Source organism: Pseudoalteromonas sp. S1650 (genome assembly GCF_005887195.1).
In the GTDB taxonomy this organism is placed as follows: domain Bacteria; phylum Pseudomonadota; class Gammaproteobacteria; order Enterobacterales; family Alteromonadaceae; genus Pseudoalteromonas; species Pseudoalteromonas simplex.
On record NZ_PNDF01000070.1, the window covers coordinates 1 to 14,434 of the forward strand.

Sequence of the window (14,434 nt, forward strand, 5' to 3'; positions counted from 1 at the left end):
TACTGACTACTTTTGTCTGCGGCACTAGCTCAGTTGGTAGAGCGCAACCTTGCCAAGGTTGAGGTCACGAGTTCGAGCCTCGTGTGCCGCTCCAATTTCTCACCAAAAGAAATTGGCTTAAGTTTCAAGGGGAAAGTTGAAAGCATTAGCTTGAAACTAGAAACTTGCAGCTTACAACTTATTTATGCGGCACTAGCTCAGTTGGTAGAGCGCAACCTTGCCAAGGTTGAGGTCACGAGTTCGAGCCTCGTGTGCCGCTCCAATCTCTAAAAAATCCCAAAAACACTTTCTTAAATAATTTAGTTAATAGCAAGATTTGCTTACAGCTTACAGCTTACAGCTTACAGCTTACAGCTTACAGCTTACAGCTTACAGCTTACAGCTTACAGCTTACAGCTTACAGCTTACAGCTTACAGCTTACAGCTTACAGCTAGTTTTAAATCTGACCTTGAACCGTCGCGACAATACGTCTAGCGCCACCATGATCTCGGTGTTCGCCTAAATAGATACCTTGCCAGGTACCAAGCATTAAACGGCCTTGGTTAATTGGAATGGTGAGTTCAGCACCTAATGTACTGCTTTTTATGTGGGCAGGCATGTCGTCATCGCCTTCATAATCATGGCGGTAATAACTTTGTCGTTCTGGCACAAAATGATTGAAGTGACTTTCCATATCCATTCTTACTGTAGGATCTGCATTTTCGTTAATAGTTAAGCTTGCAGACGTATGTTGAATGAAGAGATGTAATAAGCCGACTTTGTATTGTGTTATCTCTGGAAGTTGCCGAAGTAGCTCGTCATCAATGATGTGAAAGCCTCGTGAGCGAGGCTTCAATTGAATGGTTTTTTGCTGCCAGCTCATAGTTTATCAAAGCTAACTTCAATATTGGCGTTACCATCAGCTGACGTGAATGGAATTAATACCTTGGCACCTTCACATTTATGAGCAATTGTATGTCCCTTACCAGACACTACAACTGGCGTTGCCATATCAAACTCATAGCCTTTTTCGCCAAGTAGATTTTTTGCGCCACCTGTTACCATGTTAGTAATTTCACCTACCATGTCGGTTACTTCTTCATTTACCGTATCAGGGCGTTCACCTAGCATTCTTTCCATAATGGTCAGAGCTAGATTTTCATCAAAGGTGATTGAAAGTGAACCTTTAGTTTGTGGGCCAACCATACCAATCAAACCTGATACATCGCCACGGGCTAGTTCGTCTTTCTTTAAACTAGGTTTACCCGGCTTTAATTCTGTTTGAGCCATAGTGCTCAATACATTTAATAATGATGATAAAAAAGGGTTGATGAACTCCACATTCATTATTTATTTTCCCTTAGGTTTCGAAATGCCGTTAATCATACTTTAAGTGTAGTGGTTGTTTCAAACACCGCACTTATTCTTTGCATTTTTCGCATTTACCATGCGCTTCGATTGTTTGTCCAGAGACAATAAATCCACTTTCAGCTGCTAAGTTATTAAGTTCATGAGAAATTACTGTTGAATGTAATTCTTTTACATAACCACAGCTATCACAAATTAATAATTGTACAGGGTGGATGTGATCAAAATGATGGCACAACATAAATGAGTTGGTGCTTTCAATTTTATGAATAAAGCCAAGTTCCGATAAGAAATCGAGCGCTCGATAAATAGTGGCTGGTTTTGCGCCTGATTCAGTTAATTTAAGTTGTTCTAATAGGTCATAAGCACCCACACCACCTTGCGCACTAGCTAATAGGCGGAATACTTTTTCACGGATGGGTGTGAAACGAGCACCACGATTATCGCATACTTGTTTTGCTTTACTGACGAGTGATTCTATATTCATCTTCTCTTATCCTTACGCTACCGTGATATACTAACATACTGTATTGTAGTTGCAGTGTTTTTATTCGCTAACACGTTTTTAGGGAGTTTGATTAATGAGTGAATTGCTAGCGGCATTCATTTTCTTTTTTGCGGTAATCGATCCAATAGGCACAGTTCCCGTTTTTATTGCTGTTACGCGCTGGGATGATGCTAAGTTCAAACGCAAAGTTGCTTTAAAGGCGGTTGGCGTTTCGGCGCTGGTTTTATTATTTTTTGTTGTTGCAGGTGAGCTACTCTTAAACGCGATTAACATTCCTCTTTCGGCGTTTCAGATTGCTGGAGGAATTGTGCTATTACTTTTTGCACTGTCGATGATATTTGGTGAAAGTAAACCTGAAACCGAGATAAAAAGTGTTCGTGATAGCACTGAAACCGCTATTTTTCCTTTGGCGATTCCTTCTATTGCCAGTCCGGGTGCCATGCTTGGTGCAGTACTAATGACCCGAAATACCGAATACACTTGGTATGAACAGCTTATAACTTCCTCAATCATGCTTTTGGTATTAGTAATTGTGTTGGTTTTACTTCTACTTGCTACGCATGTTCATAAGTTAATAGGCGATAGTGGCGCAAGTATTATTAGCCGGGTGATGGGTTTAATTCTATCGTCAGTGGCGGTGACTAATATCTTAGGTGGTATTGCTCACTATTTTGGTTTAAGTGTCGTCGCGTAGTTTAATTTAAAGTGCATTTTCAGTGATTTAAACTTTGAATAATTGCCTTCTTTTATCTAACTTTAAAGAAGGCAATATAAAATTTAAGGAACAAAGAATGCTAATCAAAAACGTTGTTTTATCTGTCTTTCTGATTTTTAGTTTAGGTGCTTGCATGGAGCCGACCTATGATAGTGGTAAGCTAAAAGTCATCGAAGTAACAGACCATGATTTTAAAATTAATGGTGAAAGCGCCGTAACTGTAATTGTTGGTCATGCTAATGTGGCAGAATATAGCTTCTCACTTCGTAAAAGTGATTTAAAGAAAGGCACGCTCCTGCAGTCTGTGTCTGACAGTAATCCAAATGTCCGTGCTGATGGTACCTTCTTTAGCGAGTATTATGTGCAATCAAAAGATCACGACACGCGAGCATCAATTGAAATTGTAGAAATAGACCCCGTTGAGAAAATCGCACGAATAGCTGTTGGTGCTAAGCTAGTTAACCTGAAAAATGAGGATTACAAAGAACTCGAAATTACTGTTTTAGAGCTTACGGGCCAAAATCTTGAACATCTTCTAAATGAAGTGAAGATGTAACCTTTCCATTTTTGCTTATTCTTAAAAGAAGTGAGATTGCAGTACACTTCTTCGTCTCTTTTCATCATCTGATCTTCGATTAAGCCATGCCGGGAGTTAGCTTCGGTGGTATAATGGCTGCAATTTTTCATTTCGGTGCATGCCTAAAGGTATGTGTCATCGCTATATTAAGCGTTAATCGTATTAGGTAATTTAAGTTGCAAGTAAATGCATTGATCTTTAAAGGGGCCATGTTATGAGCACAACGACATTAAACCGCCGTTTTTCCGTGGCACCCATGTTAGATTGGACAGATCGTCACTGTCGAACCTTTCACCGTAAAATGACTAAGCATGCTGTGCTTTACACTGAGATGGTGACAACCGGCGCTATATTATTTGGTAAGGGCGATTACTTACATTTTAATGAGCATGAAGGCCCAGTGGCATTGCAACTTGGTGGCTCAGATCCTGAAGCGTTGGCTAAGTGTGCAAAGTTAGCAGCAGAGCGCGGTTATCATGAAGTAAATTTAAATGTTGGCTGTCCGTCTGACCGTGTGCAAAATGGTCGTTTTGGTGCTTGTTTAATGGCTGAGCCTAAACTGGTTGCTGACTGCGTTGCTGCAATGAAGGCCGAAGTGACTATTCCTGTTACAGTTAAAACGCGCATTGGTATTGATGAGCAAGACTCGTATGAGTTTTTATGTGCTTTAATTGAAGCGAGTCATGATGTTGGTTGCGATGACTTTATTATTCATGCGCGTAAAGCGTGGTTAAATGGCTTAAGCCCAAAAGAGAATCGTGAGATCCCACCTCTGGATTACCCGCGCGTTTATCAGTTGAAGAAAGATTATCCGCAACTGCACTTAAGCTTAAATGGTGGCGTGAAAACAATTGCTGATAGTGTGGCTCACCTTGATTATGTTGATGGCATCATGATTGGTCGTGAGGCGTATAGTAATCCGTTTATTTTGTCTGAGGTCGACGAAAATATTTATGGTGATGAAGCCTTTACGCTAAGTCGTCATCAGGTTGTACGCTCGATGTATGACTATATTGAAGATGAAATGAGCAAAGGCGCTAACTTTTGGCATATTGCTCGCCATATGTTGGGGATTTTCCAAGGCCAACCTGGTGCGCGTGGTTTCAGACGCCACCTTTCAGAAAAAGGCCATGGTAAAGCGGCCGATTTATCTGTTATGGATAAAGCTTTAAGTTTTGTCCCAGAAGCCTAATCACAAAGCCTATTAAAAATAGCCTATTTAAAAGCCACATTTTGTGGCTTTTTTGATCCTAAAATTTAGTGAAAAAGTTAATTATTTAGTCAAATTAGTTATTTTTCATTCAGTCACTAGTCAGCCTGAATCTAAATTTAATTAATCTAACTTATTGTATATAAATAATAAATTTATTTTATTCATTAGTTGGCACAAGAATTGGAATCTCCTAGTTGTATTAACCCAATAATCAACAGGAGAGTCACATGGGTGTATTAAATCGCGTAAATGACATTATTCAGGCAAACCTTTCTGCAGCATTAGACAAAGCTGAAGATCCTGAAAAGTTACTTAATCTACTCGTGCAAGAAATGCAGGATGCCCTGACTGAATGCCGTGCAACTGCTGCGACATTTTTAACGCAAGAAAAACAAATGAAACGTGAAATTGCAGCGAAACAAGCGAAAGTAGCAGACTGGCAAGCGAAAGCAGAAAAAGCGTTGAGTAAAGATCGTGATGATCTTGCCAAAGCAGCATTAGTTGAAAAGCAGCGTTTAACGACAGAAATCGAAGCACAACAAGCTGAAATGGATAAAGTGGCAGAGTCACTCGCTAAATTGACAGAAGATTGTCAGCGTTTACAAAACAAGCTTGCAGATGCAAAAGCCAAACAGCTGACTTACATGCAAAAAGAACGCGTTGTTACAGCACGCTTAAAAGTAAAAGAGCAGCTGCATAGCAGTAAAGTTGAAGATGCATTAGCACGTTTTGACTACTTAGAGCAGCGCGTTGAAAACATTGAGTCGCAAGTTGAAGCGTATGAACTTACACAAGGTGATGCTGCAAATTCAACAGCAGCACAAATCGCAGCCCTTGAGAAAGATGAAGCTATCGATAAAGAGCTTGCAGATTTAAAAGCAACGATGAAGCAGTCGGCTTAGGAGGTTAATGATGAATACTTATCACACATCGACACGTTGGTACCGTGATCTAAGTAACAAAAAGATCTCGGGTGTGTGTAGCGGACTCGCTGCGCGCTTGGGATTCCCGGTATGGTCAACACGCTTGGTCATGATCATATTACTTATTCAAATGCCGCTGTTAATCGGCGTGGGTTATTTAGTGGCTCATTGCACTTTACCAGTGAAAGGTTACTAGGAGTAGAGCATGAAAACGTTAGCTATCATCATTTTGGCAATGTTATTACTATGCACTGATGCAGTTTCATTTGTATCCTTTGACTCATGGCAATTACCATTGTCAATTGCTGACATGAGTTGGGCTGGGCTTGAGGTCATCGGTGCAATTGTCGCTGTGATTGCCGTTGTTGCAGGTGTGGCGCTATTTACCATTGGCCTACTTGGTGCGGGTGTTGTTGCTCTGATTGGTGTTGTACTTGCGTTTTTGTTTGGCTCAGTAATGATTGCATGGCCACTTTTACTTATCGCGGCATTATGCTGGTTGATTGCCGATAACAAAAAATCGCCAGCTTAAGGTACGAATAAACTGCCTTAATACATAAAATATGCTAAATTTAGCGGGTAAGTTAATGTCTTAACAAGGATTAAAACATAATGAAACTGTGGCCCGCATTCTCTTTTCTTACCGCAAGCTTATTCTTTAGTACTTTTTCATCTGCCCATAGTGGTCATGACCACAGCGATGTTGCCGAAGTTACTGTAAGTAACGCGCAGGTACGTGAATTTTTACCAGCCAGTAAAGCAAGTGTTGCTTATTTGACCATTACTAACCCAAGTGAACACGCAGCAGTGTTAACTAAAGCAGAGCTTGATGGTTTAGGTCGTGTTGAAATTCATCAACATACTCATGTTGATGGCATGATGAAAATGGAACAGGTTTTATCATTAAAAATTGATGGTCACAGCAGTGTTGAATTTAAACCAGGTGGTTATCACTTAATGGTGTTTGAACCTGAAGAGCAGCTAAAAGCAGGGCAAGAGCGCAAACTCACGCTATATTTTAATGACGGCAATCGAGTTTTTACTCAAGCTAAAGTTGTGTCTTTACAAGAAATGTCTGAACAGGCATCACAAAAAAGTAAAGGGCACTCACATCACTAGGAGATATTATGTCTGAGCATAAAGGAAAAATAGCCAGTGCATTACTTATTATATTAATTATTTTTTACGCGATTGCTGTTTACTGGAGTAGTGAACCAGCTCGTATGGATGTTGTAAGTAAGGCTAAACAAGAAGCGCAGATGCGTGGTGAAAAGTTTGTAACAGGCTATACAACAACCACAACGTTGATCAATGTAGCAAGTACATTATTAAATAAGCCTGGCGGCTATTTATCTAACGATATGATGCCACCGAGCGTAATGATGGATAACATGCCTGCGTGGGAATATGGCGCGCTTGAAATGACCCGCGATTTAGTCTTGTCGATGCGTAAAGATTTCAGCCGTTCGCAGTCTCAATCAACTGAACACGAAGCGTTAAAAAAAGCACAACCGCAATTTAATATTAGCTCGGTAGCATGGGCATGGCCAAGTGCTGAAACTGAGTATCAAAAAGGCATTGATTTACTCGTTGTGTACCGCACTCAAATTGCCGATCAGAACGATCGTGATAGTCAATTTTATGCGCGTGCAGATAACTTACGTGGCTGGCTAAAAGAAGCAGAAAAACGTCTTGGCAGCTTGAGCCAGCGTTTAAGTGCAAGTGTTGGTCAAGATCGTTTGAATACAGATTTAGCAGGTGATACCGCGGCTCATCAAGCAACTTATGCTCCTTTACAGAACCAAGTGAAAACATCTTGGTGGCAAATTGATGATGTGTTTTATGAATCGCGTGGTGCAACGTGGGCATTACTACACTTTTTGCAAGCGGTTGAATATGATTTTGCCGATGTCTTAGAAAAGAAAAACGCTCGTGTTAGTCTGCAACAAATTATTCGTGAATTAGAGGCTACGCAAGAAACAGTGTGGAGCCCAATGATCTTAAATGGCAGTGGCTTTGGCTTTGTAGCTAACCACTCACTGGTCATGGCGAATTATATTTCTCGAGCCAATGCGGCTCTAATTGAACTTAGCGAACTTTTAGCGCAAGGATAAAATGATGAAAAAGTACTGTTTAGCAGCTGCCCTTTCAATGGCCTGTTTAGCTCCAACAGCACAAGCTGATACATTATTAGGTTTATACCTAGGTGTTGATGGTTGGCAATCAGATAACAGTGGTAGTTTTGCTCAAGATGGAAATCTACAAAGCTTTAAATTTGATGATGAAACGTTCACGAGCTACTACGCAGCACTTGAGCACCCAGTGCCGTTAATACCAAACATTAAACTAAAATACACTGAACTTGAGTTAAATGGTGATACAACACTTGATGAAACGTTTAGTTTTGGTGGTTCTGATTACGTTGTAGGCACACAAGTAGGCACTGTGAGTGATTTATCGCATGTCGACTACATTCTATACTACGAAATCTTTGATAATGATTTGGTTTCAATTGATTTAGGTGTAAATGCTAAACAATTTGATGGTGAAATTGTTGTGACTGGTACATCTCAAGAAGGTGGCCAAAACACGACTGAGCGTGTTGATTTTTCTGGTTTCGTACCTTTAGTGTATGGCCGGGCTGAAGTTGGCTTACCATTAACGGGTTTAAGCGTTTTCTTTGAAGGTAGCCTACTGGCTATCGACGATAGTAAAGTCCAAGATTACCAAGCGGGTATTGCATACGCTTTACTTGATAACTTAGCAATCGATATGGATATTAAAGCGGGTTACCGCTCAATGACGTTAGAGCTTGATGATATTGATGATATCTACACAGATTTAGATGCATCGGGCCCGTTTGCAGGTATTCAAGTTCATTTCTAATCGAATTTTTCGATTTATTTTTAGCTGGCGGCTTTACTTTAAAGCTTGCCAGCTAACTTCAAATTCATCTTCTAATGATGTTGCCAGTATTTGCTTATAAGCTTTGTTTATTGGTGATGCGATTAGCTTTCTTAACTCGTCACCAGTCTGGGTAAATTTATAGTAACTGAGTACTAAGTCATTACTTTTTGCTTTTAAAACCAAGCGTTGATTCATAAAGCTCAGTATTAGTTCTTGACCAGCTTTTAAAACCGCCGATTCGATTTCTTTTCGATACAGTAAGTTAATATCCATTAGGGTCAGAATGTCAGGAAAGCTAACTGGGGTTTTCCCTAAGTTAAATGACACCTTATTACCTTTTCTAAGTAAATCAAACAGCGAGGGTTTCTTGTAAAAGCCGAGTAAAATTAAGTGGCTGTTGTCTTTTTCGTTGAATCCACACAATGATGTACAGCGCTGAAGAGCATCTGCTTCACGTTGAGTCATGTGTTTAAGGGTTTGTAGGCTTTTAATCGAAAAGGTGCCTGGCGATACTGTTTCACCTGCTAAAATTTTTGCCCACAGCTTTTGCATTGAGGAATTAGCTGTGTCTTCACATAAACTTATAAATCGCTCTATCCAATCAAAATCGGGCTGTTGTTGACCCGTGACATCCGGGCAAAACGCCATAGCCATCGCCATGATGGTTTCAATGTTTTCTTGGCGTTTAATAAATTGAATTTCTTGGCGAGTGTGGGCGCGCTCCAATAAGCTTGCTTGCGCTTTAATCTGATAGGCTAATTGCTGCTGACCTTGTGCCGAGTAGCTATCATCGCTCGCATGGTTAATCTTAGCCGATGATGCCTTATGAATCGGGTAGCCAAGTTGATTTTCTATAATATTAGCAAGATTAACTCTCGCTTGAGCCGCTTTCACTGTCATTGGGAGCAATAGCCTTGTTTGTTGTTGCTAACTGCGCATGGGTTTTGATGTTATTGAGCGCCAGTTTCACTGTGTTGTTGAGAATATACTGGCTTAATAATGCAAGGTAGCCACCAATGATAGGAGTATTTACTTCACCTTGTAACGAGCACTCAATATTTATTTCATTACCAGCACCTGTAAATTGGATCGTTCCTTGGGCTATATGCTCTTTATTAAATAAAATATTAAAAGTAAGTTGTTCATTATTCTGTTGTGTTATTGTCATTTCGCCATCGCCGAAACGGCTTTGCCAAAATTGGTGTGCCCCAACGCCTTGGCTTGGCTCTAAAACCGTAAACTTGATGCTGGGATCTACGCTTTTCCATGGTTGCCATTTATGCCATTGATTAAAGTCACCGACTAGTTTCGCTATTTCTGAGCTGCTAGCAGTGACCTGTATTGATTTATGAACCGTATAGCGTTGAGAAAGCAATAGCCCAACGACAAGCATAACTAGCGCACTGAGAAATAGGGCTTTTAGAGTTAAAACAAAAAATTTTATCATTTTACCTCGGGCAATAGTTTTATATCTTTCATAACATTATACGTAACCTAGGCTATAATTTATCTGATATGACTATATATGTTCTGATAAATGTATCATAGTTAAGTGACTGAGAGAATTTTATGCATCACTGTAAAATGTTGGTATTTTTACTAGGGTTGCTCTAAGGAATTATTAATGGCATCAGAAAGTAACGACTTTTTGTTTAGTGACCAAGATGAGGAGCAGCTTGTTGAAGAGACTGTCTCTGAGTTTTGGGACGTATTAATAGTCGACGACGATCCTGAGATACATTCAGTGACGAAGTTAGCGCTTTCTGGCGTTGAGTTCTGGGATAAAGGCTTACGATTCCACCACGCCTATTCAGGTTCAGAAGCGCTTGAATTACTTAAAAGTAACCATTCCATTTCGGTAATTTTACTTGATGTGGTTATGGAATCAGATGATGCTGGCCTGCAAGTTGTAAAGCAGGTACGAGAGTGCCTCAATAATCACAATGTGCGGATTATTTTACGTACCGGTCAACCAGGCTATGCACCTGAAGAAAAAGTGATCCGTGAATACGATATCAACGACTACAAAACAAAAACAGAACTTACTCGTAGTAAACTTATCACAGCCCTAGTAACAGCAATTCGCTCTTATGAACAAGTTTGTCAGCTCGAATTTCAAAGCCGTGCTTTAAATAATATTTTGTATGCATCTAAGGCAATTCTTGGTTTTACTGATATTAAAGCGTTTTCGATGGCGGTTATTAAACAGCTTTCGATTATTTTAGATTGCGAACCACAAGGGCTCTTGTGCGGCTCAATTGAAGATGACAATCAGGTTTATGTGCTAGGTGGCTGCGCTGAATACAATGAGTTTATAGGTCAAGGCATTGAACAACTTGATGATGGCCGTATTATCATGCAAGTCAATAACTGCCTAGCCCAAGGTGAGCATCAGCATACAGATGTAGACAGTACGTATTTATTAAAAAGCAAAAACCGCCAAGCAGCTATTTACCTTGAAACTGAGCACACGCCAAGTCCTTCACAACTGCAATTTGCAGAGATATTCTTAACGAACGTCAGTGTAGGTCTTGATAATGTTCGATTATTCAACCGTTTACGTGATGCAGCTTATAAAGATGTATTAACTGGTTTATCGAATCGTAACGATTTTATGAATAAGGTGGAGCGCTACTACCAGCCGGGCAAAAATGACTTTGTCTTTTTACTAATTGATGTTTCGCAATTCTCTGATATCAACAATGGCTTAGGGCAAGAAATCGGTAATTTATTACTAAATGCAATTGTTGATAGGCTACAACAAGAATACCCTAATGCAGAGCTTATCTCGCGCATTGGTGCAGATGTTTTCGGTTTGTTGTTGGCTGCTGATAAATGCGATATTGAGTTACTTCGTGAGCATTTAAGTTTACCATTTAATGCTGGCGAGCATATTTTGCCAATCAACTTTAACATTGGCTTATGTTATCAAGGTGACTTTCAGCAAGCAGGGATCGAGACTTTAAAACTAGGTTACATTGCTTTAAACCAAGCTAAAAAACAATCTGCTGAAACGGTGGTGACTTATACCCCAGACATGGAAGAGAAAATGGCTTGGCGTTTAGGGATCATTAGACAGCTTCGTCAAGACTTCGAACAACGTAAATTAGAGGTTTGGTTTCAGCCGCAACTTGATTTAAATACTCTAGAAATCATAGGTTGTGAAGCGCTACTGCGTTGGCCATCAGGTAATGGTCAGTATATTTCACCAGCGATTTTCGTTCCGATGGCTGAAGATGCTGGTTTAATTGTTGATATAGGGCAATGGGTGCTAGAGCAAGCATGTATGCAGCAAAAGCGCCTTGAAGCAATGGGCTTTGCAATCAGTATTGCCGTAAATGTTTCAGTACCGCAGTTTAAAGTTAAAGGCTATGCTCAACAAGTAAAAGACACGCTTATTAAATACGATGTAAAACCGCAGTTTATTGAACTCGAAGTGACCGAAAGCGTGGTTATGGATGAGCTAGCTAATGTGATCACCACATTAAAAGAACTTAAAGAGTTTGGTATTGAGATTGCAATTGATGACTTTGGTACTGGCTTCTCGTCGTTAAGCTATTTGCAAAAACTACCATTAGACAGACTAAAAATTGATCGCGACTTTATCAAAGATTTACCTGGTCAAGATTGTCAGGCGATTGCTGCGTTAATTATTTCTCTTGGCGCAAGGTTAGGCTTAAAAACCATTGCAGAAGGGGTTGAAACACAAGCGCAAGCAGATTATTTAGCTCAGCTTGGCTGTGATGAAGTGCAAGGCTTCATGTACGCTAAGCCTATGCCAGAAAAAGAGTTAATTACTTACCTGCAAGCTAAGCAATAGCCAGTTCCAGTCAGTGCATACAAATTAAACAGCGCCCTCCCATGTGAAGGGCGTTTTGTTTTCTATAATAATCTATAAGACTGAGGTATAATTCGCCCCTTTTGTTAGCAGAGTACACTTTATGAGCGCATTAAAAGCCGAGCGAGGCCTGTTTTCTTACCCTAAATATTGGGCTGAATGCTATGGCACGGCGCCATTTTTACCAACCACTCGTGCAGAAATGGACGCGTTAGGCTGGGATAGCTGTGACGTGATCATTGTAAGTGGTGATGCGTATGTAGATCACCCAAGCTTCGGTATGGCTGTGATTGGGCGTATGCTTGAGTCACAGGGTTTTCGTGTGGGTATTATTGCGCAGCCTGACTGGAACTCAAAAGATGCCTTTATGGCGTTAGGTAAGCCTAACTTATTCTTTGGTGTTACAGCGGGTAATATGGACTCGATGATCAACCGTTATACTGCTGAAAAGCGTATGCGTCATGATGACGCTTATACGCCGGGTAACATAGGCGGTAAACGTCCTGACCGTGCGGTAGTTGTATACAGCCAACGCTGTCGCGAAGCTTATAAAGATGTGCCACTGATCATTGGTGGTATTGAGGCGAGTTTACGCCGTATTGCTCATTATGATTATTGGCAAGAAAAAGTACGCCGTAGTGTATTGTTTGATGCTAAAGCTGACATTTTAATTTACGGTAACGCTGAGCGCCCACTTGTTGAAGTTGCCCACCGTATTGCTGCGGGTGAGTCGGTTGAGACAATTCAAGATATTCGTGGTACTGCGGTTATTCGTAAAGAACCATTACCGGGTTGGCGTGGTAGTGACTCAACTGCAATAGATAAAATCGGTAAGATTGATCCAATTCCAAACCCGTATGGCGCAGATGATGTGGGTTGTAGTAAATCTGAATTTAAAAAAGCAGGTATTGATTTAAGTGCCGAGGCGGCTAAGCCAATCACGATTCAGCCTGCTCGTCCTAAGCCATGGGAAAAGACCTACGTTAAGCTACCAGCATATGAGCAAGTAAGTGTGAATAAACCGCTTTATGCTCACGCCTCGCGTATTTTGCACCAAGAAACAAACCCAGGTTGTGCGCGTGCGTTATTTCAACGCCATGGCGACCGCTCTATTTGGGTAAATCCGCCTGCATTTCCGCTTGAAACTGAAGAAATGGATGGCGTATTTGGTTTGCCATATCAGCGTATTCCGCACCCAAGCTACGGCGATGAAAAAATCCCAGCTTATGAAATGATTAAAACCTCGGTGAACATCATGCGAGGCTGCTTTGGTGGTTGTTCTTTCTGTTCAATAACAGAACATGAAGGACGTATTATTCAAAGCCGTTCTGAGCAATCAATTATTGATGAAATTGAGCAAATTCGTGACAGAGTACCGGGCTTCACTGGGGTTATTTCTGACTTAGGCGGACCGACCGCGAATATGTATAAGTTGCGCTGTAAGAGCAAAAAGGCAGAGAGCACGTGTCGTCGTTTATCATGTGTTTATCCTGATATCTGTAAGCACATGGACACGGATCACACCCCAACGATTGAGCTTTATAAAAAAGCTCGAGATGTAAAAGGTGTGAAGAAAATCTTGATCGCGTCTGGCGTACGTTATGACTTAGCCGTAGAAGACCCTCGCTACGTAAAAGAGTTGGTTACCCATCACGTAGGCGGGTACTTAAAAATTGCCCCTGAGCACACTGAAGATGGTCCATTATCTAAGATGATGAAGCCGGGCATGGGAGCTTACGATAAGTTTAAAGAGCTATTTGATAAATACTCAAAAGAAGCGGGTAAAAAGCAGTATTTGATCCCGTATTTTATTTCTGCTCACCCAGGAACGAAAGACGAAGACATGGTGAATATGGCGCTATGGTTAAAGGCTCATGACTTTAAGCTTGATCAAGTACAAAACTTTTATCCATCGCCGATGGCCAATGCAACCACAATTTATCACACTGAGATGAACTCGCTGCGCAATATTAAGAACAATACTGAGCAAGTGCCTGTTCCAAAAGGCGCACGCCAGCGTCGCTTACACAAAGCGATTTTACGATACCACGATCCTGCTGGTTGGCCGATGATTCGTGAAGCACTAAGAAAAATGGGCAAAGCGAATTTAATTGGTAAAGGGCCGAATTGTTTGGTTCCTGAAGAAGGTCGAAACGAGAAAACTGCTAAAGGTAAGGGCGGTAAAGGCCGTGCAGCTCTGACTCGTCATACCGGTTTTAGCCAGTTTAAAAAGGCCAATACCAAACCTAGAGTAGGTAAAAATAAGCAGCGTGCAAAGTAAAAGATATAAATACGGCCCATAAAGGGCTAATGCTGATCAGTTAAGAATATTTTTATGATCACTTGACTGATCTTTTCATAGCTTCAAAATCCGATATTAGAAATAATATCGGATTTTTTATGTC

16 protein-coding genes and 2 tRNA genes are annotated in these 14,434 nt (G+C 40.7%); 13 read left to right on the forward strand and 5 right to left on the reverse strand.

Annotated features, from left to right (window positions below):
- Positions 1-18 precede the first annotated feature (18 nt).
- Both CWB80_RS18435 and CWB80_RS18440 read left to right on the forward strand, forming a co-directional pair.
- Positions 19-94: transfer RNA gene (locus CWB80_RS18435), tRNA-Gly, on the forward strand.
- 92 nt (positions 95-186) lie between these two features.
- Positions 187-262 (forward strand) — tRNA-Gly (locus CWB80_RS18440).
- Positions 263-437: 175 nt separating this feature from the next.
- Here the strand turns inward: CWB80_RS18440 and CWB80_RS18450 are convergent.
- From CWB80_RS18450 to CWB80_RS18460, 3 genes are all read right to left on the reverse strand, one after another.
- Positions 438-863, reverse strand: a complete 426-nt coding sequence (locus CWB80_RS18450; protein WP_138601915.1) for a secondary thiamine-phosphate synthase enzyme YjbQ — start codon at positions 861-863, stop codon at positions 438-440.
- Positions 860-1,327 carry a chemotaxis protein CheX gene (locus CWB80_RS18455; RefSeq protein ID WP_054554140.1) on the reverse strand — a complete coding sequence of 156 codons (468 nt, stop codon included), beginning with the start codon at positions 1,325-1,327 and terminating at the stop codon, positions 860-862. The genes CWB80_RS18450 and CWB80_RS18455 overlap by 4 nt, the downstream gene beginning before the upstream one ends.
- 73 nt (positions 1,328-1,400) lie before the next feature.
- The gene (locus CWB80_RS18460; RefSeq protein WP_054554141.1) at positions 1,401-1,835 is read right to left on the reverse strand and encodes a transcriptional repressor; all 435 of its coding nucleotides are present in this window, start codon (positions 1,833-1,835) and stop codon (positions 1,401-1,403) included.
- 94 nt (positions 1,836-1,929) lie between these two features.
- Here CWB80_RS18460 and CWB80_RS18465 point away from each other — a divergent pair, with 94 nt between their 5' ends.
- From CWB80_RS18465 to CWB80_RS18505, 9 genes are all read left to right on the forward strand, one after another.
- On the forward strand, positions 1,930-2,550 hold the full coding sequence (locus CWB80_RS18465; RefSeq protein ID WP_138601917.1) for a MarC family protein: 621 nt from the start codon (positions 1,930-1,932) through the stop codon (positions 2,548-2,550).
- A gap of 97 nt (positions 2,551-2,647) precedes the next feature.
- Entirely contained in the window at positions 2,648-3,127 is a 480-nt protein-coding gene (locus tag CWB80_RS18470) for a hypothetical protein (protein ID WP_138601919.1), read from the forward strand.
- A 235-nt stretch (positions 3,128-3,362) separates the two neighbouring features.
- A complete protein-coding gene (gene dusA, locus CWB80_RS18475; RefSeq protein WP_082389307.1) occupies positions 3,363-4,340 on the forward strand; it encodes a tRNA dihydrouridine(20/20a) synthase DusA in 978 nt (325 codons plus the stop codon).
- Positions 4,341-4,588: 248 nt separating this feature from the next.
- Positions 4,589-5,263 (forward strand): PspA/IM30 family protein, encoded by a 675-nt coding sequence (locus CWB80_RS18480; RefSeq protein WP_054554144.1) that lies wholly within the window; start codon positions 4,589-4,591, stop codon positions 5,261-5,263.
- A 10-nt stretch (positions 5,264-5,273) separates the two neighbouring features.
- Entirely contained in the window at positions 5,274-5,480 is a 207-nt protein-coding gene (locus CWB80_RS18485) for a PspC domain-containing protein (RefSeq protein ID WP_054554145.1), read from the forward strand.
- Positions 5,481-5,489: 9 nt separating this feature from the next.
- A complete protein-coding gene (locus tag CWB80_RS18490) occupies positions 5,490-5,816 on the forward strand; it encodes a hypothetical protein (RefSeq protein WP_054554146.1) in 327 nt (108 codons plus the stop codon).
- An 80-nt stretch (positions 5,817-5,896) separates the two neighbouring features.
- Positions 5,897-6,403 (forward strand): copper chaperone PCu(A)C, encoded by a 507-nt coding sequence (locus CWB80_RS18495; protein ID WP_138601921.1) that lies wholly within the window; start codon positions 5,897-5,899, stop codon positions 6,401-6,403.
- An 8-nt stretch (positions 6,404-6,411) separates the two neighbouring features.
- Positions 6,412-7,398 (forward strand): DUF2333 family protein, encoded by a 987-nt coding sequence (locus CWB80_RS18500; RefSeq protein WP_054554148.1) that lies wholly within the window; start codon positions 6,412-6,414, stop codon positions 7,396-7,398.
- A 4-nt stretch (positions 7,399-7,402) separates the two neighbouring features.
- Entirely contained in the window at positions 7,403-8,170 is a 768-nt protein-coding gene (locus tag CWB80_RS18505; RefSeq protein ID WP_138601926.1) for a TIGR04219 family outer membrane beta-barrel protein, read from the forward strand.
- Positions 8,171-8,203: 33 nt separating this feature from the next.
- Here CWB80_RS18505 and CWB80_RS18510 read toward each other — a convergent pair whose 3' ends face one another.
- Together CWB80_RS18510 and CWB80_RS18515 are read right to left on the reverse strand one after the other, a co-directional pair.
- Positions 8,204-9,091 carry a TIGR03899 family protein gene (locus CWB80_RS18510; protein WP_138601923.1) on the reverse strand — a complete coding sequence of 296 codons (888 nt, stop codon included), beginning with the start codon at positions 9,089-9,091 and terminating at the stop codon, positions 8,204-8,206.
- Complete coding sequence (locus CWB80_RS18515) at positions 9,060-9,638, reverse strand: SRPBCC family protein (RefSeq protein ID WP_138601925.1); 579 nt, start codon at positions 9,636-9,638, stop codon at positions 9,060-9,062. Before CWB80_RS18515 ends, CWB80_RS18510 begins: the two co-directional genes overlap by 32 nt.
- A 177-nt stretch (positions 9,639-9,815) precedes the next feature.
- Between CWB80_RS18515 and CWB80_RS18520 the strand changes: the two genes are divergently transcribed.
- Both CWB80_RS18520 and CWB80_RS18525 read left to right on the forward strand, forming a co-directional pair.
- On the forward strand, positions 9,816-12,011 hold the full coding sequence (locus CWB80_RS18520) for a bifunctional diguanylate cyclase/phosphodiesterase (RefSeq protein ID WP_054554152.1): 2,196 nt from the start codon (positions 9,816-9,818) through the stop codon (positions 12,009-12,011).
- Positions 12,012-12,132: 121 nt separating this feature from the next.
- Positions 12,133-14,310, forward strand: a complete 2,178-nt coding sequence (locus tag CWB80_RS18525; RefSeq protein ID WP_054554153.1) for a YgiQ family radical SAM protein — start codon at positions 12,133-12,135, stop codon at positions 14,308-14,310.
- The last annotated feature ends 124 nt before the right edge of the window (positions 14,311-14,434 follow it).

Bases quoted from the DNA above. Each gene is read 5' to 3' on its own strand.
- CWB80_RS18470 (WP_138601919.1), top strand. From the start codon at position 2,648: ATGCTAATCAAAAACGTTGTTTTATCTGTCTTTCTGATTTTTAGTTTA.
- CWB80_RS18500 (WP_054554148.1), top strand. From the start codon at position 6,412: ATGTCTGAGCATAAAGGAAAAATAGCCAGTGCATTACTTATTATATTA.
- CWB80_RS18480 (WP_054554144.1), top strand. From the start codon at position 4,589: ATGGGTGTATTAAATCGCGTAAATGACATTATTCAGGCAAACCTTTCT.
- CWB80_RS18495 (WP_138601921.1), top strand. From the start codon at position 5,897: ATGAAACTGTGGCCCGCATTCTCTTTTCTTACCGCAAGCTTATTCTTT.
- CWB80_RS18460 (WP_054554141.1), bottom strand. From the start codon at position 1,835: ATGAATATAGAATCACTCGTCAGTAAAGCAAAACAAGTATGCGATAAT.
- dusA (WP_082389307.1), top strand. From the start codon at position 3,363: ATGAGCACAACGACATTAAACCGCCGTTTTTCCGTGGCACCCATGTTA.
- CWB80_RS18455 (WP_054554140.1), bottom strand. From the start codon at position 1,327: ATGAATGTGGAGTTCATCAACCCTTTTTTATCATCATTATTAAATGTA.
- CWB80_RS18490 (WP_054554146.1), top strand. From the start codon at position 5,490: ATGAAAACGTTAGCTATCATCATTTTGGCAATGTTATTACTATGCACT.
- CWB80_RS18485 (WP_054554145.1), top strand. From the start codon at position 5,274: ATGAATACTTATCACACATCGACACGTTGGTACCGTGATCTAAGTAAC.
- CWB80_RS18520 (WP_054554152.1), top strand. From the start codon at position 9,816: ATGGCATCAGAAAGTAACGACTTTTTGTTTAGTGACCAAGATGAGGAG.
- CWB80_RS18510 (WP_138601923.1), bottom strand. From the start codon at position 9,091: ATGACAGTGAAAGCGGCTCAAGCGAGAGTTAATCTTGCTAATATTATA.
- CWB80_RS18515 (WP_138601925.1), bottom strand. From the start codon at position 9,638: ATGATAAAATTTTTTGTTTTAACTCTAAAAGCCCTATTTCTCAGTGCG.
- CWB80_RS18450 (WP_138601915.1), bottom strand. From the start codon at position 863: ATGAGCTGGCAGCAAAAAACCATTCAATTGAAGCCTCGCTCACGAGGC.
- CWB80_RS18525 (WP_054554153.1), top strand. From the start codon at position 12,133: ATGAGCGCATTAAAAGCCGAGCGAGGCCTGTTTTCTTACCCTAAATAT.
- CWB80_RS18465 (WP_138601917.1), top strand. From the start codon at position 1,930: ATGAGTGAATTGCTAGCGGCATTCATTTTCTTTTTTGCGGTAATCGAT.
- CWB80_RS18505 (WP_138601926.1), top strand. From the start codon at position 7,403: ATGAAAAAGTACTGTTTAGCAGCTGCCCTTTCAATGGCCTGTTTAGCT.